This is a genomic window from Pseudomonas sp. DD1 (genome assembly GCF_044510355.1).
GTDB classification, from domain to species: domain Bacteria; phylum Pseudomonadota; class Gammaproteobacteria; order Pseudomonadales; family Pseudomonadaceae; genus Aquipseudomonas; species Aquipseudomonas shahriarae.
Map to the genome: position 1 here is coordinate 345,770 of NZ_MSAJ01000033.1, position 20,574 is coordinate 366,343.

18 protein-coding genes are annotated in these 20,574 nt (G+C 60.3%); 6 read left to right on the plus strand and 12 right to left on the minus strand.

The window, feature by feature from the left end:
• Positions 1-361 precede the first annotated feature (361 nt).
• Positions 362-910 carry a cytochrome b gene (locus PSFL_RS20715; RefSeq protein WP_273879320.1) on the minus strand — a complete coding sequence of 183 codons (549 nt, stop codon included), beginning with the start codon at positions 908-910 and terminating at the stop codon, positions 362-364.
• A gap of 506 nt (positions 911-1,416) precedes the next feature.
• On the opposite strand from PSFL_RS20715, the gene mqo reads away from it, so the two are divergent.
• Positions 1,417-3,063, plus strand: a complete 1,647-nt coding sequence (gene mqo, locus PSFL_RS20720; RefSeq protein ID WP_170044378.1) for a malate dehydrogenase (quinone) — start codon at positions 1,417-1,419, stop codon at positions 3,061-3,063.
• A gap of 312 nt (positions 3,064-3,375) precedes the next feature.
• Here the strand turns inward: mqo and PSFL_RS20725 are convergent, their stop codons facing one another.
• The 4 genes from PSFL_RS20725 to ppnN form a co-directional block, all read right to left on the minus strand.
• Positions 3,376-3,750: a hypothetical protein gene (locus PSFL_RS20725; RefSeq protein ID WP_057960278.1), complete on the minus strand. Its 375-nt coding sequence runs from the start codon at positions 3,748-3,750 to the stop codon at positions 3,376-3,378.
• Between the two features lie 72 nt (positions 3,751-3,822).
• Positions 3,823-4,218: a PIN domain-containing protein gene (locus PSFL_RS20730; protein ID WP_115128667.1), complete on the minus strand. Its 396-nt coding sequence runs from the start codon at positions 4,216-4,218 to the stop codon at positions 3,823-3,825.
• Positions 4,215-4,472 (minus strand): AbrB/MazE/SpoVT family DNA-binding domain-containing protein, encoded by a 258-nt coding sequence (locus tag PSFL_RS20735; RefSeq protein ID WP_057438553.1) that lies wholly within the window; start codon positions 4,470-4,472, stop codon positions 4,215-4,217. Before PSFL_RS20735 ends, PSFL_RS20730 begins: the two co-directional genes overlap by 4 nt.
• A gap of 176 nt (positions 4,473-4,648) precedes the next feature.
• A complete protein-coding gene (gene ppnN, locus PSFL_RS20740; RefSeq protein ID WP_169960249.1) occupies positions 4,649-6,022 on the minus strand; it encodes a nucleotide 5'-monophosphate nucleosidase PpnN in 1,374 nt (457 codons plus the stop codon).
• Positions 6,023-6,350: 328 nt separating this feature from the next.
• Here ppnN and fabV point away from each other — a divergent pair, with 328 nt between their 5' ends.
• Together fabV and PSFL_RS20750 are read left to right on the plus strand one after the other, a co-directional pair.
• Positions 6,351-7,544, plus strand: coding sequence for an enoyl-ACP reductase FabV (gene fabV / locus PSFL_RS20745; protein WP_029293964.1), 1,194 nt, complete (start codon positions 6,351-6,353; stop codon positions 7,542-7,544).
• 186 nt (positions 7,545-7,730) lie between these two features.
• Positions 7,731-8,354 carry an HAD family phosphatase gene (locus tag PSFL_RS20750; RefSeq protein ID WP_057438555.1) on the plus strand — a complete coding sequence of 208 codons (624 nt, stop codon included), beginning with the start codon at positions 7,731-7,733 and terminating at the stop codon, positions 8,352-8,354.
• Here PSFL_RS20750 and PSFL_RS20755 read toward each other — a convergent pair.
• Entirely contained in the window at positions 8,351-9,256 is a 906-nt protein-coding gene (locus PSFL_RS20755; RefSeq protein WP_397470429.1) for a LysR family transcriptional regulator, read from the minus strand. The genes PSFL_RS20750 and PSFL_RS20755 overlap by 4 nt on opposite strands.
• Positions 9,257-9,354: 98 nt before the next feature.
• Between PSFL_RS20755 and PSFL_RS20760 the strand changes: the two genes are divergently transcribed.
• A complete protein-coding gene (locus PSFL_RS20760; protein ID WP_128592933.1) occupies positions 9,355-10,521 on the plus strand; it encodes an aspartate aminotransferase family protein in 1,167 nt (388 codons plus the stop codon).
• On the opposite strand, the gene punR is transcribed toward PSFL_RS20760, so the two are convergent.
• On the minus strand, positions 10,513-11,430 hold the full coding sequence (gene punR, locus PSFL_RS20765) for a DNA-binding transcriptional activator PunR (protein WP_057438557.1): 918 nt from the start codon (positions 11,428-11,430) through the stop codon (positions 10,513-10,515). The two genes, PSFL_RS20760 and punR, sit on opposite strands and share 9 nt — an antisense overlap.
• 122 nt (positions 11,431-11,552) lie before the next feature.
• Between punR and punC the strand changes: the two genes are divergently transcribed.
• A complete protein-coding gene (punC, locus tag PSFL_RS20770; protein WP_057438558.1) occupies positions 11,553-12,737 on the plus strand; it encodes a purine nucleoside transporter PunC in 1,185 nt (394 codons plus the stop codon).
• A gap of 1 nt (position 12,738) precedes the next feature.
• On the opposite strand, the gene PSFL_RS20775 is transcribed toward punC, so the two are convergent.
• Entirely contained in the window at positions 12,739-13,572 is an 834-nt protein-coding gene (locus PSFL_RS20775; protein WP_273867267.1) for a nucleoside-binding protein, read from the minus strand.
• Between the two features lie 143 nt (positions 13,573-13,715).
• A complete protein-coding gene (locus PSFL_RS20780) occupies positions 13,716-14,666 on the minus strand; it encodes a LysR family transcriptional regulator (RefSeq protein WP_057438560.1) in 951 nt (316 codons plus the stop codon).
• A 172-nt stretch (positions 14,667-14,838) separates the two neighbouring features.
• Here PSFL_RS20780 and PSFL_RS20785 point away from each other — a divergent pair, with 172 nt between their 5' ends.
• The gene (locus PSFL_RS20785) at positions 14,839-16,350 is read left to right on the plus strand and encodes a nucleobase:cation symporter-2 family protein (RefSeq protein WP_057438561.1); all 1,512 of its coding nucleotides are present in this window, start codon (positions 14,839-14,841) and stop codon (positions 16,348-16,350) included.
• A gap of 134 nt (positions 16,351-16,484) precedes the next feature.
• Here PSFL_RS20785 and PSFL_RS20790 read toward each other — a convergent pair whose 3' ends face one another.
• The 3 genes from PSFL_RS20790 to PSFL_RS20800 form a co-directional block, all read right to left on the minus strand.
• Complete coding sequence (locus tag PSFL_RS20790; RefSeq protein ID WP_057438562.1) at positions 16,485-17,237, minus strand: alpha/beta fold hydrolase; 753 nt, start codon at positions 17,235-17,237, stop codon at positions 16,485-16,487.
• A gap of 141 nt (positions 17,238-17,378) precedes the next feature.
• On the minus strand, positions 17,379-18,002 hold the full coding sequence (locus PSFL_RS20795; RefSeq protein ID WP_120733667.1) for a hypothetical protein: 624 nt from the start codon (positions 18,000-18,002) through the stop codon (positions 17,379-17,381).
• 209 nt (positions 18,003-18,211) lie between these two features.
• Positions 18,212-20,548 (minus strand): TonB-dependent siderophore receptor, encoded by a 2,337-nt coding sequence (locus PSFL_RS20800; protein WP_397470430.1) that lies wholly within the window; start codon positions 20,546-20,548, stop codon positions 18,212-18,214.
• Positions 20,549-20,574 lie beyond the last annotated feature (26 nt).

The window sequence follows — 20,574 nt, forward strand, 5'->3', positions numbered from 1 at the left end:
GCGCGTTCATCAGCATGGTGCGGCAAAAAACCATGTCAGAACGCCGAAGCCATGGGCAAGTCCAGAGGCGGACTGAGCACCAGGATTCATGCTGCCGTCAATGCCCTGGGGAACCCGGTACGCCTGCTGCTGACGCCCGTACAAGGCTCTGAATATGGCCAAGCCGACGCGCTGATCGAAGGTTTACAAGGTTATGACTCAGATGCCTTCGTGGAGTTGATACAGCGCAATGGGGCTGAAGCCGTCATCCCCTCAAGAGGGAATCGTCTGACGCCCCGAAAGCTGGATCGACCTACCTACAAGGCACGTAATCTGGTGGAGCTTTTTTCTGAGGGGAGTACGGTTCCGGTGCCTTCCCACATCACTCGACGCGCCCCGGCATCATCCCCGCCAGTACCTTGTCCTTATCAACAAAATGATGCTTCAGCGCCACCCCCACATGCCCACCTACCAGAGCGCCGCATAACCACGCGCTGTAGGTGTGAATCGCTTTTGCCAGGTCATAGAGGCTTTTATCCGGCTCCACCAGCGGTGGCAGCAGGAATAGGCCCGCCACCAGGATGGGTTTGTCAGCCACCGAGCTCCAGTACCAGCCGGATATCGGCAATCCGAGCAGTGCCACGATGTACAGCAACAGGTGGCCAATAAACGCTGCACGCTTGAGCAGTGGTGTCATCGTATCGGGCATCGCCGGTGCTGCATGGGTCAGGCGCCAGGCGATGCGCAGGACGATAAGCAATAGTAGGGTGCTAGCCATCGCTTTGTGTAAAAACGTGAGTTGATGCTGCGGGTTGAATTCATCGCGCCAGTGAACGGCGACAATTCCCACCAGCCAGGCGGCAATCCAGATGAGTGCCATGCCCCAGTGCAGCCATTTTGCGGTGGCCGTATAGCTTTTTGTCTGTGTCATCTGGATGCGCGCCTGTGTTTTGGGTAGGCGCGATTATCGACAATTGGGCAGGGCGGAAAACCGTAAAAACTCGATGATTCCCATCGGCTTTTCTGATTTTCAGCATTTCTCTCCATCCTGCCGGGACTACAAACGCCGGGTCACAGGATGCCCTATTCCTCCGGTGGCGCTGAACCTGTCGCGAAGACGACCACCAAGTCCAGAACAGACGCCCGATCCCGCCGGAGCATGATATTCTGCGCGCCATCTTGGTCTATCCTTTCTCTGGTACGCACTCCCGAATGCGTACCGGCAGAGAGCTGTCGCCGAGGTAGCTGAAGCCAATAATGATAAAAAGTCAGCGCAGAAGGGACATAAAAGTGAGGTCGATACGTCGGCCTTGTGTGCCCACCCTGCAGTTCTTGCGAGTACGGGACCCAGCCAAGCATTGCCTGATGTTTGGCGCACCACGGTTGCCGGAAGGTCAAGGACGGTAGGGCGGAAGGCGTTTTATCATAGGTGCTACGATGTTTAAAAAAGTGAACACTGCCCTGCTGGGGCTGGCTTTGTCGATAGGGATTACTTCCGTCCAGGCGGAAGAGGCAAAGAAAGTTGATGTGCTATTGATCGGCGGCGGCATCATGAGCGCGACCCTGGGTGTGTGGCTCAATGAGCTGCAGCCGGATTGGTCGATGGAGATGGTTGAGCGCCTGGACGGTGTCGCCGAAGAAAGCTCCAACGGTTGGAACAATGCCGGTACCGGTCACTCGGCCCTGGCTGAGCTGAACTACACCCCGGAAAACAAGGACGGCACCGTTGAGATCCCGAAAGCGGTCGAGATCAACGAAGCGTTCCAGATCTCCCGCCAGTTCTGGTCGTGGCAGGTTCAGCAAGGCGTTCTGAAGAACCCGCGCTCGTTCATCAACTCCACTCCGCACATGAGCTTTGTGTGGGGCGATGACAACATCAAGTTCCTGAAAAAGCGTTACGAAGCGCTGCAGGCGAGCCCGCTGTTTGCTGGCATGGAATACTCCGAAGATCCGGTACAGATCAAGAAGTGGGTTCCGCTGATGATGGAAGGGCGTGACCCGAACCAGAAAATCGCTGCGACCTGGTCTCCGATCGGCACTGACGTGAACTTCGGCGAGATTACCCGCCAGTTCGTCGCTCACTTGCAGACCACGCCCAAGTTCGACCTGAAACTGTCGAGCGAAGTGCAGGACATCACCAAGAACGCCGACGGTTCGTGGCGCGTCAGCTACAAAAACCTGAAAGACGGTACCAAGACCGAGACCGACGCCAAGTTCGTGTTTATCGGCGCGGGCGGCGGTGCCCTGCACCTGCTGCAAAAGTCGGGCATTCCTGAAGCCAAGGAATACGCCGGCTTCCCGGTGGGTGGCTCGTTCCTGGTGACCGAGAACCCAACGATTGCCGAGCAACACCTGGCCAAGGCCTACGGCAAGGCATCGGTTGGCGCGCCACCGATGTCGGTTCCGCACCTGGACACCCGCGTGCTGGATGGCAAGCGCGTGATCCTGTTTGGCCCATTCGCGACCTTCTCCACCAAGTTCCTCAAAGAAGGCTCGTACCTGGACCTGCTGACCAGCACCACCACCCACAACATCTGGCCAATGACCAAAGTCGGTATTCGTGAATACCCACTGGTCGAGTACCTCGCCGGCCAGTTGATGCAGTCGGATGACGACCGCTTCAAGGCGCTGCAAGAGTACTTCCCGAACGCCAAGAAAGAAGACTGGCGCCTGTGGCAAGCCGGTCAGCGTGTGCAGATCATCAAGCGTGACGAAGAGCAGGGCGGCGTCCTGAAACTCGGTACCGAAGTGGTCAGCTCCGCCGACAACACCATCGCCGGCCTGTTGGGTGCGTCGCCAGGTGCGTCCACCGCAGCGCCGATCATGCTGACGGTGCTGGAAAAAGTGTTCAAGGACAAGGTCGCTACCCCGGCCTGGCAGGAGAAGCTTAAGCAGATCGTGCCGAGCTATGGCACCAAGCTGAACGGCAGCCCTGAGCGCGTTGCGCAAGAATGGGCCTACACCGCCAAGGTGTTGCAACTGACGCCTCCGCCAGCCATGCCGCAAATGGCTGCTCCACAGGCGACCGAGGCTGCCAAGCCTGCGGCCGAGCCGAGCAAGCCGGCGGCTGACATTGCGCTGTAAGCGGTTGACGCAGTCCTGAGACAGGATTGAATCGACAGTTAAAAACCCGCTGAACCGGTAACGGTCAGCGGGTTTTTTGATTGTGGCTATTCGGTCTGCTCAAAAGGGCCGAATACTGAACCCTTTTTTGATCTGCTCATGTAGGTGCAATGCCAGATGATTAGCGCTATCAGAAAGTAAATAAAGCTGATGCGGCGGCAGCCCAGGTAACTGTATTCCGGGGATGAGTTTGGTCAGCCCGGTGGGTTTGAAGAGGCAGGCGATGGTGCGTGCGTCGTAAACATCATGCCCAGGTCGCCTGGATAGGGTTCTTCAGGTCGGCTTTTTGGTTCCCAGCAGCCGCACTTCCTTGAGCAACGCCGCGCCCAATTGCTCCGTTCCCAGTTCCTTGTACCCAACCGCCTTGATCTCACCGTTCTCTTCCGCCTGGATGATGATCACCGGCGTTTCCTTGCCTGTGCCCGCTTCGACGTGCATGGCGTATTGGGGGATCTCCAGCTTGATGGGCGTGCCTGCCGCCTTGCCTTTCACATTGATCAGAAACGCCGCACAGCCATTGTCGACATCGTCGTTGGTGGCCGACCGGCCGCTGACGAAACAGGTCTCTGGAAGGTCCGGCCAGGCGATGGTTTCTGCCAGGGCGAGGGTGGGTGTCAGGAGCAGGGCTGCGAGCAGAAGCGTGCGCACGTTGGGCGGTCTCTCAAGGGGCAGTGGAATACAGGTTTTACCAAAGCAGGTCCGTTGCAGCAACGCCAGGATTCAGCCCAGGCGACGCATGCCGACGGCTTTCGCGGCGTCGATATCAAAGGTGGCGGTGTATTCGCACCCGGCAGCGTGGGCACAGCGTTCGATCAAACAGTCGGCGAAGTCAGCCTTGGTCGTGGTAAATCGGCGCACGGCCTGCCAGATGAGTTCGGCATCTTCGATGATCAGTTCACGGGTGCGCAGCAGGGTTTCCAGAACCGCCACCAGTTGCGTCTTGGTGCATTGGTAGCAGCTCTGTAATACCCATACCAGCTCCACGACCGAGACCAGGCTGACGAAGCCCGGTGAAACAACGGTCAGGGATTCGATCAGGTTCGAGGCCGTGGCCGATTGAACCGGATCGTCCTGAGTGACATAGCGCACCAGCACATTGGTATCCAGGCCAATCATCCCGCTTTCGCTCCCTGCGCGGCGATGGCCTGGTTCATTTGTTCAATGCTGACGGCCTTGGCGGGCTTGCGGATCAGGCCCTTGAGGTCCTGGACGCTGTGGTTGGCAGCGATAATGGCAAACTTGCCATCTTCCATTTCGACAAACTCCACCCGGTCTCCAGTGTCCAGGCCCAACGCGCTGCGGACTTGAACGGGGATGGTGATTTGCCCTTTTGAGGTGAGTGTGGCGGTGGCCATAATGAAGATCTCCATCGGGATATTCCTTACCTTAGGGTAAGGAATAATGGAGGACAAGATCCGTTGGTCCATAGGTCGCTCTGCTGGTAGGTGTCGGTGGTCGGAATAGATAAAACCCTAGTCCGCTTTCGCTCCCTCGACACCCCTCAGATGGCTCTAAAGCAATACAACCTATGACCTGGCAATCTGCCTTATTGCACCACGCGATAGCACGGCACATACGCCGCGCCGCCAGGCAGTTTCATCCGGTGCTGCTCCACAAACGCCTTCAACAGCTCATCCAGTGGTTTCATGATGGTCGGGTCGCCGTGGATCTCGTACGGGCCGTTCTGTTCGATCAGGCGGATACCCTTGTCCTTGACGTTACCCGCCACGATCCCCGAGAACGCCCGGCGCAGGTTGGCCGCCAGTTCATGGGGCGGCAGGGCATGGTTCAACTGCAGGCTGGCCATGTTGGCATGGGTTGGGTCGAACGGACGCTGGAAGCCTTCGTCGATCTTCAGCAGCCAGTTGAAGTGGAAGGCGTCGTTGCGCTCGCGGCGGAACTGTTTGACGTCCTTCAGGCCCGCGGTCATCTGCCGGGCGACTTCGGCGGGGTCATCAATGATGATCTGGTAGTGGGCCTGGGCCGCTTCACCCAGGGTCGCGCCGACAAACGCATGCAGCTGTTGCAGGTACGGCGCCGCCTGTTTGGGCCCGGTGAGGATGACCGGGAAGGGCACGTCACGGTTGTCCGGGTGCATCAGGATGCCCAACAGGTACAGGAACTCTTCAGCCGTACCGGCGCCGCCGGGGAAGATGATGATGCCGTGCCCGACACGCACGAAGGCTTCCAGGCGTTTTTCGATATCCGGCAGGATCACCAGTTCGTTGACGATCGGGTTTGGCGCTTCGGCGGCGATGATGCCCGGCTCGGTGAGGCCCAGGTAGCGCCCGCCGGTGATGCGTTGCTTGGCGTGGGAAATGGTCGCGCCCTTCATCGGGCCTTTCATCACGCCCGGGCCGCAACCGGTGCACACGTCGAGGCTGCGCAGGCCCAGTTCGTGCCCGACTTTCTTGGTGTATTTGTATTCTTCGGTATTGATCGAGTGTCCGCCCCAGCACACCACGATCTTCGGCTCGACACCCGGGCGCAAGGTACGCGCGTTGCGCAACAGGTGGAACACGTAGTCGGTGATGCCCTGGGAGGTGCTCAGGTCGATGCGTTGGCTATCGAGTTCGTTTTCGGTGTAGACAATGTCGCGCAGGGCGCTGAACAGCATTTCCCGGGTGCTGGCGATCATTTCGCCATCTACGAACGCGTCGGCTGGCGCGTTCAACAGCTCCAGGCGCACGCCGCGATCCTGTTGATGGATGCGGACTTCGAAGTCCTTGTAGGCGTCGAGGATGGTCTTGGCGTTGTCGATATGGGCGCCGGTATTGAGGATGGCCAGGGCGCACTGGCGGAAAAGCGTATAGATGCTGCCGGAGCCGGCTTCGCTCAGTTGCTGGACTTCACGTTGTGACAGCGTTTCGAGACTGCCCTTGGGGCTGACGGAGGCATTGATGACTTGGCGTTGAGGCATTCTTATTCCCTGAAAACGCAGCCACCGGGCGATGGACAGCCAGTGGCTTGAGGATGACGAGCGCCGAATACGGTCGCACAGGACGGGCATTTTCCCTGCCCTAAAGGCAGGACGCAAACTCTGTCCTGCCTCATCATGCCGCAGAACTTGCTGAATTCGCGCCCTTGTCGGAAAAATATAGTGCCTTTGGCCGGTGTGGATTGGATTTTGCGAACAGAAGAATTGCGACTATCGTGACGCTTCGGTTTTTCGGACGTCATAGACCAGTACGATTGACGCCGTAATGGCCACCATTGGCCATCGGCACCTTGGAAGAGGCAGAAATTTTATGATCATCAAACCGCGGGTTCGTGGCTTTATCTGTGTGACCGCCCACCCTGTTGGCTGCGAAGCGAACGTCAAAGAGCAGATCGACTATGTGACCGAACACGGTGCCATCGAAGGCGGCCCGAAGAAAGTCCTGGTGCTCGGTGCGTCCACCGGTTACGGCCTGGCTGCGCGTATCAGTGCCGCGTTTGGTTGTGGCGCCGACACCCTTGGCGTGTTTTTTGAAAAAGAAGGCGAAGAAGGCAAGCTCAGCTCTGCCGGCTGGTACAACAGCGCCGCTTTCCACAAGTTTGCCGCCGAAAAAGGCCTGTACGCCAAGAGCATCAATGGCGATGCGTTCTCTGACGAGATCAAGCGCCTGACCATCGAAACCATCAAGAAAGACCTGGGCAAGATCGACCTGGTGGTCTACAGCCTGGCCGCGCCGCGCCGTACTGACCCGCAGGGCGTGGTGCACAACTCCACCCTCAAGCCGATCGGCAAGGCTGTGACCCTGCGCGGGATCAACACCGACAAGGGCGTTGTGGTCGACACCACGCTGGAGCCGGCGACCCAGGAAGAAATCGACGGCACCGTCAAAGTGATGGGCGGCGAAGACTGGCAGCTGTGGATCGACGCCCTGCGTGACGCCGACGTGCTGGCCGAAGGCGCCAAGACCACCGCGTTCACCTACCTGGGCGAAAAACTGACCCAGGATATTTACTGGAACGGCTCCATCGGCGAGGCCAAGAAAGACCTCGACAAGAAAGTCCTGACCCTGCGCGACAACCTCGCCGCACTCAAGGGCGATGCCCGCGTCTCGGTGCTCAAGGCCGTGGTTACCCAGGCCAGTTCGGCGATCCCGATCATGCCGTTGTACCTCTCGCTGCTGTTCAAGGTGATGAAAGAGCAGGGCACCCACGAAGGCTGCATCGAGCAGGTCTACGGTCTGTTCAAGGACAGCCTGTACGGCAGCGAGCCGAAGCTTGACGCCGATGGCCGCCTGCGTGCCGACCTGGCGGAGCTGGAACCGAAAGTCCAGGACGCCGTGGCGGCGCTGTGGAACCAGGTGACCGATGACAACGTCAACGAAATCAGCGATTTTGCCGGCTACAAGGCAGAGTTCCTGCGCCTGTTCGGTTTCGAGATTGATGGCGTGGATTACGACGCGGACGTCAATCCGACCGTGAAGATTGAAGGTCTGGTTCAGGCTTAAGCTCTAACAAACGAAGCGAAACCCTTGTGGGAGCTGTCGAGCCCCGGCGAGGCTGCGATAGCGGTGGTTCAGGCAACATAATGTTGCAGTGCCGCTGCTATCGCAGCCTCGCCGGGGCTCGACAGCTCCCACATTTGCTTCATGCTGGGTGTTCCAGTGACCACACTCGGCTAACGGAGGATCTTCATGACGATTCGTGCAGTAGTTTTTGATTTCGGCGGTGTCCTGTTTGATTGGAGCCCGCAGCATCTGTACCGCAAACTGATTACCGGTGACGAGGAGCGCCAATGGTTCCTCGAGAACATCTGTACCCAGGCCTGGAACACCGAACAGGACGCTGGGCGCACCTTGGCTGAAGCCACCCACAGCCTGGTCGCCGAACACCCGCAGCATGAGGCCCTGATCCGGGCCTACTACGACCGCTGGCATGAAATGCTGCGCGGCCCGCTCGCCGACGGCGTAGCGATTCTTGAAGACCTGCATGAGGCCAAAGTGCCGCTGTTCGGCTTGACCAACTGGTCCGCTGAAACCTTCCCCTATGCTCGCGCCAACTACCCCTTCCTGAAGTACTTTCGCAATATCGTGGTGTCCGGCGAGGTAAAGCTGATCAAGCCCGACCCTGCGATCTACCGCGCCAGCCTTGACCAGGTGCGCGCCCATTTGCCGGATATCCGCCCCGAAGAACTGGTGTTTATCGACGATGTGGCTGAAAACGCCCACGCTGCCAGTGCTGTGGGCTGGCGGGGTATTCATCATGTATCACCCGAGCAGACCCGCGGTGAGCTGAAGGCCCTGGGGGTGAATTTCTAACGCGCCCATTGTTCGATCACGAAGTCGACGAAGGCCCGCAGCTTGGGCAGGCGGTAGCGGTCCTGTGCATATAGAAGGTGCATGGAGCGCGAAGGTGACTGATAACCTGGCAGTAGCGCCACCAGTCGGCCCGCCAGCAGGTCGGCGGCCACCAGGGCGTCGGGTAGCATCACGATGCCCATGCCTTCGACGGCCGCGCGCTGCAGGGCCTGGGAGCTGTTGATGGTCATGGGCCCGGACACGGCGACTTCGACTTCACCCTCGGCCCCCCGTAGGCGCCAGAGCTTGTCGGCGTTGCGCCAGTCATCGGTCGATGGGTAGGCGAACGCCAGGCAGTCGTGGTTCTGCAAATCCATGGGTTGCTGGGGTGTACCCCGGCGGGCCAGATAATCCGGCGATGCGCACAGGGTCATGGTGTAGTCCTGCAAGGGCCGGGCGATCAGGCTCGAAGGTTGCAGCTCACCCAGGCGGATCGCGACGTCGAAGCCACTGTCGATCAGGTCCATCGTTTGATTGCTCAACACCACGTACAGCTGGATCAGCGGGTAGCGGCGGGAAAACTCACTGAGCGCGGGTGCCAGGCGCTCGGCCCCGAACGCGGGCGGTGCGGTGATGCGCAGCAACCCTTGGGGCGCCTCGCGGTGGACCTGTTCCGCCAATTGCTCGGAGTTGGCCACCAGCCCCAGGACTTCTAGGCAGCGCTGGTAATACAGGCCGCCGAACTCAGTCAGGCTTTGCTTGCGGGTCGTGCGCTTGAGCAGGCTGACGCCGAGGCGTTGTTCCAGGGCGCGCAGGTGGTTGCCGACCATGGTCGTAGACAGGCCGCAGAGCTGGGCCGCTGCGGTCATGCTGCCGGTTTCTACCACTTTGACGTAGACGCTCATTGCCTGGAACAAGTCCATTATCAAGTCCTGATTTAAAGTCATTGCAGATATGTGCAGTTTATCCAGCTTGAGTGGCTAACGATACTAAGGCCATGACCTTGATGGAGCCCGATGCCATGACCGCCGCTTGCCTGATGACCACCTACCAACCTCTGGCCCTAAGCTTTGCCCGTGGCTTGGGCACCCGCCTGTGGGACCAGCAAGGCCGTGAATACCTTGACGCGGTGGCCGGGGTTGCCGTGACCAATGTCGGTCACTCCCACCCGCGGCTGGTGACGGCAATCAGCGAGCAAGCCGGGTTGCTGTTGCATACCTCCAACTTGTACGGCATCGACTGGCAGCAAAGGCTGGCCCAACGCTTGGCCCGGCTATCCGGCCTGGATCAGGCGTTCTTTAATAACTCTGGCGCCGAGGCCAATGAAACCGCGTTGAAACTGGCGCGCCTGCACGGTTGGAAAAAAGGCATCGAGCAGCCGCTGGTGGTGGTCATGGAGAACGCCTTCCACGGCCGCACCCTGGGCACCATGGCCGCCAGTGACGGGCCATCGGTGCGCCTGGGGTTCCAGCGTTTGCCGGGGGATTTCATCAAGGTCGGCTTTGGCGACCTGACGGCATTGGACGCAGTGACCCGTGAGTTTGGCGCCCGGATAGTCGCGGTATTGCTGGAGCCGATCCAGGGTGAAAGTGGCGTGCAACTGGCCCCGCCGGGCTATCTGAAAGCCTTGCGCGCCCACTGCAGCCAGCACGGTTGGTTATTGATGCTCGATGAGATCCAGACCGGCATTGGCCGTACCGGCACCTGGTTTGCCTTCCAGCAGGAGGGGATTGTCCCGGACGTCATGACCCTGGCCAAAGGCTTGGGCAACGGCATTCCGATTGGCGCCTGCCTGGCCCGTGCCTCGGTGGCCAAGCTCTTCACCCCAGGCAGCCATGGCAGCACCTTTGGCGGTAACCCGCTGGCGTGCCGGGTGGGCTGCACGGTGCTGGATATCATCGAGGAACAAGGTTTGCTGGAGAACGCCGCACGCCAGGGCGAGCGGCTGCTGGCGCGGCTGCGAGTGGAATTGAGTGAGCATCCGCAGGTGCTGGCGATCCGTGGTCGTGGCCTGATGATCGGCATTGAACTGGCCACGCCGCAGCGCGACCTGGCCGAACGGGCCGCACGGGAGCAGGGGTTGTTGCTCAACGTTACGCGGGGCAAGGTCATTCGCCTGCTGCCGCCCCTGACCCTGGACAGCAAGGAAGTGGAGATGATTGTGCGGGCCATCGCTCGGTTACTGTGAAGCGGGTCCGTTCAGCCACTCCTGGTTCAGCGTCTGGCTATCCCCCAGGTAGTCCAGGAGCCAGGCCATGGCGGGTGACAGTTTGTTCTGCGCCCAGGCCACGCAGGACGGGCTGGCCGGGAAGGGCCGGGACAGTTGCAGGGCCGCCAGCTCACCGCTGTCGATCAATGGCTGCACCAGGTGCGCCGGCACCATGCCGACGCACAACCCGTCCTGCAGGCAATCCATGGCCGATGCCCAGTTGGGGACCACCAGGCGCCGCTGGTTATCCAGGGTCCAGGTGTCGCGCTTGGGCAGGTTGCGCGAAGTGTCGGTCATGCACAGCGACGCAAAGGGTCGCAGTTGATCGTCACTGAGCAAACCGTCGAGCTGGGCCAACGGATGCCGGGCGCTGACCACGCACAGCCAGTTCAACAAGCCCATATCACGAAATGTGAAGTGGCTGGCCACCGGCACCGCGCTGGTGGCGCCGATCACGATATCGGTGCGCTCGTCCGCCAGGGCGTCCCACACCCCGTTGTACACCTCGTACTCCAGCAGCAGCTCCACTTCCGGGAACTGGCGATAGAAGTCCAGCACCAGTTGCCGGCAACGCTGCTGTTTGACGATGGAGTCCACCGCCACCTTCAGCTGGCCGCTCCAGCCATTGGCCACCTGCTGGCACAGTCGGCGGGTGCCGAGCATGGTTTTCATCACGCCACGGGCTTCGTCGATAAACAGGCGGCCGGCGGGAGTCAGTTCTACATCGCGGTGGCGGCGGATAAACAGCGGCACTGCCAGCCATTCTTCGATTTGCCGCACGGTGTAGCTGATGGCCGAGGGTACGCGGTGCAGTTCCTGGGCGGCAGCGCTGAAGCTACCGTGACGGGCCACGGCATCCACCACATCCAGGGAGTATTCGGACCACATGAGGGGTGCCTTCAAAAATATTGATAAGAGCGTCCAATTATTATCGCTTCACAGGGCAACTGCCAGCTTCATAATAGGCGCCAGTCAGCAAATTGTTTGATGGCAGTACTTACAAGGCTTCAATGAAAAACTCTTTTGGTTTTACCTGGTACCTGGCGGGGCTGAGCATGCTCGGTTATCTGGCCATGGATATGTACTTGCCCGCGTTCGGCGCCATGGGCGAACACCTGCAAATTTCCCCCGGTGCGGTGGGGGCCAGTTTGAGTATCTTCCTCGCCGGTTTTGCCGTGGGGCAACTGCTCTGGGGGCCGCTGTCGGACCGCCTGGGGCGCAAGCCGATCCTGCTGGCCGGCCTGAGCCTGTTTGTACTCGGCTGCCTGGGGATGTTCTGGGTCGAGACCGCGCCGCAACTGCTGGCGTTGCGTTTTGTACAGTCGATTGGGGTGTGCAGCGCCGCAGTCAGCTGGCAGGCGCTGGTGATTGACCGGTACCCGGCCGACAAGGCGCACCGAGTGTTTGCCAGTATCATGCCGCTGATGTCCCTGTCACCGGCGCTGGCACCGTTGTTGGGGGCGGTGGTGTTGAATCACTGGGGCTGGCAGGCGATCTTTGCCGTGTTGCTGGCCGTCTCGCTGTTACTGCTGTTGCCGACTCTGTTCCTCAAGCCGATGCCCAAGCGCCTGGCCACTGATGGCGAACAGTCGCGGCTGGGTTACGGGCAATTGTTCAAGTCGCGGGTGTTTACCGGCAATGTGATGATCTTCGCCGCGTGCTCCGCCAGCTTCTTCGCCTGGCTCACGGCCTCGCCGTTTATTCTCGGTGGCATGGGCTACAGCCCCAATGACATCGGCCTGAGTTATGTGCTGCCGACCCTGGCGTTTCTGGTGGGCGGCTACAGCTGCCGCAGTGCCCTGCAACGGTTCCAGGGCAAACTCCTGTTGCCGTGGTTGCTGGTGGCCTATTGCGTGAGCATGGTGGCGTTGTATCTGGTCGCGACCTTGACGGTGCCGACGTTGACCACCTTGCTGATTCCGTTCTGCCTGATGGCCCTGGTCAACGGCGCCAGCTATCCGATTGTGGTGGCGAATGCGCTGATGCCGTTTTCGGAAAACTCCGGCAAGGCCGCCGCCCTGCAAAACACCCTGCAACTGGGCTTGTGCTTTGTCGCCAGCCTGCTGGTGTCATCCTTGCTGGAGCAGCCGTTGCTGGTCACGGTGATCGTGATGCTGGCGACCGCGCCGCTGGCGGTGCTGGGTTACTGGCTGGCGCGGACCAAGGCGGATGAGTCGCAGATGGCGCCGGCCTAGCCTAGAAGGTCACTTCCATATTCAATGTCGGTGTCGAGGTGCGGCTGCCACGGCCGCCATCGACCCCGAACTTGTTATGCCAGTATTCGTAGCCTACCCCCAGGTACAGGTTGGGCTTGACGCTTTTGCCCGGCCGTACCGCGACCATCAGCGCGGTGCGCATCAGGGTTTCTGCGGCGGTGTCGCGACTGTTGTAGTCATGGCCTTTGTCACCGACATGGTTGATAAAGCCCTGGAACTTCGCGCCATGGTTGCCGAGTTCGAATGGGCGCATCCAGGTCAGGTTGAGCATGTAGGTGTCGTCGAAGGTGTGGTTCGGATCCTTCGCACCGGGGATGCCGGAATGGTTGTTTTCCTTGTAGTACATCAGGCTCAGGTCCAGCACCCCGACCGTATTGAACTTCACGGTCGGCCCGAGCACCAGGGCGCGTTTTTTCGCGGATGCCAGGTTGTTGTTGCGGTTGGCATCGAACCCCAGGGTCAGCGCGTAATCCTTGATCAGCCCGGTGCCCAGCGGCCTGTCGAAGACCCGTGACGCATACAGCTGATGGCGGTAGACCGCATACACCTCGCTGCCGCCGTGATCGGTGCCCTTGCGCGGGTCACGGCTGTCGGACAGGAAGACGTCGAGGTTGAGGAAGTTGCTACCGTACTGGTAACCACTGGCATGGGTGAAGCTGTAGATGCGCTTGCTGAATTCGTCGGGGTTGTTCGGATTGGTGAACTGTTGTCCGTAGCGAAATCCTACGCTGTTGTTCATCCATTCCACCGCGACAGCCTCCCCGCCGCCGAGGAGTGTGAGTAATACGGTTGCGCCGTGCAGTGCCTTTTTCATTGTTTTAGTTCCTTTGGCGTTTGGCTCGTGGCAGCCGTGCAGGGGCCGCCGGGCGCAGTATCGACACAACCGCCGTGATGCTCAAAGAACAGAATATCGACTGGGCTGCTGCCGAATCGGCAGCACTGAAGCTGGCCTGCAGGTCAGGAAATACGCGGTGTACAGGGCAATTCTTCGCGTTCACGCAAAGCAATTTCCTCGCTGATCAGGTGGGCCATCGACTCGACCGCCGTGGGCAAATCCCGACCTTTGCGCGCATACAGCCCCAGGTCGCTGAACATCCCGCCCTGGTCGCTCAAGGGAATGTGCAGCAACTCACCCCTGGCCAAATCGGCCTCGATCCCGATGCGCGTCTGGAACGCCACCCCCAACTGCTGGCGCGCCAACTGCCGCGCCAGTTCCATGGAATTGCTTTGCAGCAAGGGCTTGTGCGCGGCCGACGAGCGCTTGTGCAGCGGGGCGATCAGGTGATGGATCGACAGCTCGCTGTTGGCCTGGATCACCCCGTGCTCGGCGCACAGGGTGTAGCTGACGCTGGCATGGGAAGCCAGTGGATGCCCCGGCGCTACCAATGCCCCGAGGCGGAAATGGCCGACACACAGTTGCGTGGTTTCCGCGCTGCGCGGCAGGGCAAAGGCCAGCCCTAGGTCTGCCTGGCCATTGATCACCGCCGCCGGAATGGATTGTGAGCCCTGCACGGTCACACCGATGGTCACCGCCGGGTAGCGCTGGCGCATGCGTTTGAGCACGGCGGGCAGCAACTCCACTGTCGCGCCTTCTACCGTGGCGATCTCTACATGCCCGGTCTGTACCTGGTTCAGGCCTTCCAGTTCGCCGCGCACCCGTTCCACATCCTGCAACACCAGGGTCACATGGCGGGTCAGGATTTCCCCGGCCGCAGTCAGGCGCAGCCCACCGGGCAGGCGCTCGAACAGGACTGCGCCGACTTCGTCTTCGAGTTTGAGAATCTGCCGGTTCACTGCCGACGAGGCCACGTTCAGCCGGCGCGCGGCTTCGCGGATCGAATGGCAGCGGCGGACCATATCGAAGTAGCAAATGGCCGCAGAGTGGATACGCAGCGTGCGGTTGAGCATTTTTTTCAGGTCCTTGTGGGCACGGCTTGAGGCCTTTGGGCAGGGCGGCTGAATGGATTTTTGTAACGTCGATAGCGGGCATCTTGTGGAAATGATTGTATACAACTCTATGGACATCCAATCTTTCTATTGCATACAGTGAGCGCACAACAAAAACAGAGAACCCCTCACCATGACTATCCCGAAGGCGTCACCGCAACGGCCAGAAGATGAGAATCTTGGCGTCGCTGCCAACATGGCTTACGGCCTGCAGCATGTACTGACCATGTATGGCGGCATCGTGGCCGTGCCGTTGATCGTCGGCCAGGCAGCCGGGTTATCCCCCGCCGATATTGGCCTGTTGATCGCCGCGTCGCTGTTTGCCGGTGGCCTGGCCACGCTGTTGCAAACCCTGGGCCTGCCGTTTTTTGGCTGTCAGTTGCCCTTGGTGCAAGGGGTGTCGTTTGCCGGTGTGGCGACCATGGTGGCGATTGTCGGCAGCGACGGCGCGGGCGGTGTGCCGGCGATCCTGGGCGCGGTGATGGCCGCGTCGCTGATCGGGTTGCTGATCACCCCGATATTCTCGCGAATTACCAAGTTCTTCCCGCCGCTGGTGACCGGAATCGTGATTACCACCATTGGCCTGACGCTGATGCCGGTCGCCGCTCGTTGGGCCATGGGCGGTAACAGTCGCGCCGCTGACTTTGGCAGCATGCCGAACATCGGCCTGGCGGCCATCACCCTGGTGCTGGTGCTGTTGCTGAGCAAGGTGGGCAGCGCCACCATCTCGCGCCTGTCGATCCTGCTGGCGATGGTGTTTGGCACATTGATCGCGGTATTCCTCGGCATGGCGGACTTCTCCACCGTGACCCAGGGCCCGATGATCGGCTTCCCCACGCCGTTCCACTTCGGCATGCCGACCTTCCATGTAGCCGCGATCCTGTCCATGTGCATCGTGGTCATGGTGACCCTGGTGGAAACCTCGGCGGATATTCTGGCGGTGGGCGAGATCATCGACACCAAGGTTGACTCCAAGCGCCTGGGCAACGGCCTGCGTGCCGACATGCTGTCGAGCATGTTTGCGCCGATCTTCGGTTCGTTCACCCAAAGCGCCTTCGCACAGAACGTTGGCCTGGTGGCGGTGACCGGGGTCAAGAGCCGCTATGTGGTGGCCACGGGTGGTCTGTTCCTGGTGATCCTTGGCCTGCTGCCCTTTATGGGCCGAGTGATTGCGGCAGTGCCCACTTCGGTGCTGGGCGGCGCCGGGATCGTATTGTTCGGCACCGTGGCGGCCAGTGGGATCCGCACGCTGTCCAAGGTCGATTACCGTAACAACATGAACCTGATCATTGTTGCCACCTCCATCGGTTTCGGCATGATCCCCATCGCTGCGCCGAGCTTCTACGATCAGTTCCCCAGCTGGTTTGCGACCATCTTCCACTCGGGGATCAGCTCCTCGGCGATCATGGCGATCCTGTTGAACCTGGCGTTCAACCACTTCACAGCCGGCAACTCGGACCAGCAATCGGTGTTCGTCGCCGGCACCGAGCGCAGCCTGTGCTTCCAGGATGTGGCGGCACTGCGGGATGGGGACTACTTCAGCAAGGGCAAATTGTTTGATGCCGAGGGCAAGGAGATCCCGGTGGTGGATGCATCACCGCAGAAAGCGACGGTGGCGGGGCGGGCTGAAACCAGCGAGGTGTAACGCCACAAAAAACTGAATGTGGCGAGCTTGTGTGGGAGCGGGCTTGCCCGCGATAGCGGTGGGTCAGTTGATCACTATTTGACTGACACTCCGCCATCGCGGGCAAGCCCGCTCCCACATTGGATTTGTGGTGTTTAGAAGACCGTTGGCGAGCACACCTCATCCAAAAATTTCACCACTGTGCCCATGCACGGCTGGCGCTCCTCCACATGGGGCATATGGCTGGAGTCTTCAAACAGCGCTCCGCGCACATCGCCGATTTCATCGAGGAACGCTTTGAACTCCAAGGAAGCGGCCTGGTCGTGGCGCCCGGAAATCACCAGGGTCGGCACCTTGATCTGCGACAACCGGCCAATGTCGAGGGGGCCATGCAAGGCGTTGTACACCGTAGGGTCGGCCGCCATCTGCGCGAAGGTGCGTGCCACTTCTTCGGGCCACGGGTTGATCCGGCACAGGGGCTGGTCATCGAAGCCGGCCGCCAGGTTGGCAGCGATAAAGGCGCACAGGCCCCGGGGTTGGCGAATCGCGTGTTCACTGCCGAGTCTGCCGCCCCAGGCGTGCCCGAGAATCGCGTAATGGTTGTGGATGTGCAGATGGTCGAGCAGGTTGTCCAGCTCCTCGAGAAACAGCTCAAGCGTCCAGAAATCGGCGGGCTGGTGGGGCAGGTGGGTGGAGTGGCCATTGCCCAGTTGGTCATAGTGAATCACCGCATGCCCACTGGCTGCCACGTCCTTGAAGGCTTCCAGATAGTCATGGGTACCGCCGGGGCCTCCGTGGAGGATGACCAGTGGGGCCTTGCCGCTGTCGAGGTTGCCGGTCACGCGATACCACGTCTGGTAACCGCGAAAGGCTGCATAGCCTTGGCGGGTCTGTTCGATGAATTCCATTTCCGGCCCTGCCATCAAAAATTGGTCGGGTACACGATAGTTTGAACAAAACGTTTAAGTAACTGGCAAAACGGCTAGGTTTTCGTGGCGAGTCGGCAAGGCCCTGGCGGGTGTTCATCGACAGGCCCGCTAACAGTGCTGTCAGTCGGACAGCAGTTTGCTCAGGGCGCCTATATCCATCGCTTCATTGATCGTCACAGGGGCCGAAAAGGTAAAGCGCTCCTTATAGAGCGATTCATATTCCATATCGGCAAACACTTCATTCTCTTGCAGGAAAAGACTGAGTTGAAACAGGCAATAGCCCCCAAATAGTGTGCTCTTGGTCGGCGATAGGATGGCTATCTCATTGCCGGGCCTGACAGCCGCACCCTCGGTGGGCCAGCCTTTGGAGAAGCACTCGGGTTTTAGCCGGGCTTTTTTCAACACGGCTGGCCAACGGCTGTCACCCAGACCGTCGAATTGTTCGCCACCCACCCGGATTTTGAATGAGGTGATGATGCCGGGCCCGATACCTTCGTTGGAAAGATACAGGCCTGCTTTTTCTGCGGTCAGGTGGGGGGTGACCATCAGATACGGCCTGACAGACAGCCGGTTGTGCTCTCGCATCAAGTCCAACTGCCAGAAGGAAATCGACGCGGCGGCAATGGAAATCACCACGGCCGCCAGCGAGAGGACTGTGCCGGAGGAGAACCGGGGCTTTTTTGGTGTCAGGGCAGTGGTGGGGCGACGGGGTTTGAAAAGGGGATGGTCATGCTTCTTTTTCACGGGGCGACGTCCTGTCGGGAGGGTTGCAAGATAAATCTCGGGCAAGAAAACCTACATGTCTGCAGGTTGCTGCTGGCGTGGGGCTCACGACCTGAACTCGAATATACAGACAGGGCATTGATGCCCCCCCGGAGGATGAGGTCACAAGCGTTTTTATACCGGCCGGGCCATGGCCGGATCCTTCCCTGGATCTGGCGACAAACGGCTGTTTAGAAGCTGTAGCGGGCGGTCAGTTTCACATTACGGGGGTCGCCGTAGATGTCGTACGGGGTATAGCCGCCATTGGCTACGCTGCTGTAGTAGGTGCGGTCAAACAGGTTGTTGAGGTTGAGTTGCAGGTCCAGTTGCTCGCTGGCCTTGTACCCTGCCACCAGGCCGACCACCGTGTACGAGCCCTGCTGGTTTTTCCAGGCAGCGGCGCCGGTACCGCCCGAGGTGCGGATGCGGCTCTGCTGGTAGACATCACCGCCAACGCGCCAGCGCTGCAGCTCACCGGGCAGGCTGTAGATCGTCGACAGCTTGAACAGTTGGCGCGGTTTAGCGCGGTCGAAGTCCTCGCCCTCGCGGGCGGCGTTGGCGTCGTTGACGTATTTCGTCTGGGTGTAGGTGTAACCGGCGGACAGTTGCAAGTCGTCGGTCAGGGCGCCCTGGATTTCCAGGTCAATGCCCTTGCTGCGCACCAGGCCGGCAGCCTCAGAGCATTCACTGGCGGGGCCCGAACCGCAGCCTTTGAAATCGGGCAGGTCCTGGGCGCGATTCTTCTGATCGACCTGGAAAACCGCCATGCTGGCGTTCAGCGCGCCATCAAAATATTCGCCCTTGATGCCCACTTCGTAGTTCTCGCCCACTATCGGCGCGATCACTTTTCGGTCGAGGCCTTTGTTGCTCTGGGGCTTGAAGATATCGGTGTAGCTGACATAGACCGAGTGATTGGCGTCCAGATCGTAGACCAGGCCGGCGTAGCGGGTCAGATTACGCGTAACCTTATAATTGCCTTCACTGTTGGCGCTGTCTTCGAACGCGTACCAGTCCAGGCGGCTGCCGAGAATCAGCGACAGTGGCTCGGTCAAACGCAGGCGGGTGCTGGCATAGAAACTGTCTTGAGTGGTGGTCTCTGGCAGGCCGTTGTCGCCCCTGACGTAATCGGGTTTGGCGTGACCCCGAGGGTCCCACTCGAAGGGATTGCTGCCCTTGTCGATGAACGCGCTCCAGGCCTTACCGGAACGATAATCCAGCTCGCGCCGACTGAGGCCGACCGTCAGGTCATGCTCTTGGCCGAGCATCTGGAAGGGGCCGCTGAGTGCCAGGTCGTAGCCGGTCTCCTTCTGCTCCATGGCTTCTGTCCATAGATAGTGGCGATCGTAATCCCACACCGAAGAGGCCAGCACGTCAGTGTCGGTCTTGGACTGCATGGCTGCCAGGCGCAGCTTCCAGTCGTTGGCCAAGCCTTGCTCCAGGGTTGCGAAATAGCCAGTGGTGCGATTGTCCGAGTATTCCCAGTCATGCCCCAGGAAGGTGTCGCGCGGCAGCCCCAGATGACCGCCGCCACGTGCCATGGGCAATCCGCCCCAAATATAGTTGGTGTGGTTCTTCTGCCGGTAGGCCCCGAGTGTCAGGGTGGAGTCATCGCTCAGGTCGGCGTCGACCACCCCATAGAACAGATCGGCATCACTCTCCACCGAGTCTCGGAAGCTTTTGGCGTCTTGCCGCGAGACCACGGTACGGGCGCGCAGTGTGCCGTTTTCATCGAGTGGGCCGCCGACATCCAGGGTGCCGGAGTAATCATCCCAACTGCCGGCACTGCCGGTGAGCGTGGCCTGGAATTTATGGGTCGGGCGCTTGCGCACCAGGTTGATGGCGCCAGCAGGGTTGCCCGCGCCCTGGGCCAGTCCGCTGGCGCCACGAACGATCTCGACCCGGTCATACATGGCCAGGTTGGCTTCTCCGCTGGGCAGGTAGGTCAGGAAGCTGGTGGGAAAACCGTCGTACATGATGTTGTCGATGTCGAAGCCGCGCGCACTGAACGTCGGCCGACCAGCCCCGCCGGAGTTATTGAGAAAAATCCCCGGCGCACTTTTGGCGACATCGCTGATGCTGGTCATGGCCTTGTCGTCCATGCGCTTGCGCGTGACCACGCTGACCGACTGCGGTGTTTCGCGCAAGGTCAAGGGCAGCTTGGTGGCAGTCTGCATGGCCCCGGTGGTGTAGGAACCGGTGTTCTCGGTCATTTCGCCCAGTTCCTGACCGACGATTGCCGTTGCCCCCAATTGCAGGGGGCCGCTCGATTCAGAGGCTTTCTCCAGCATCACGCTATTCCCACCGGTAGCCCGCCAGGTCAAGCCGCTGCCTTGCAGCAGTTCAGCCAATGCGGCCTCCGGTTCTTTGGAACCGACGACCCCAGGGCTGTGCTTGCCCAATACCAACGTGCCATCGAATATCACCTGTAAACCGCTTTGAGCGGCCAGGCGGTTCAGTGCGCCTGCCAGGGGTTGCGGTGCGATATCGAATGAGTGGGGGTCGGCAACCGCCAGGCCGGATATCAGCATGCACAGCATTGTCAGTGGGGTTACGA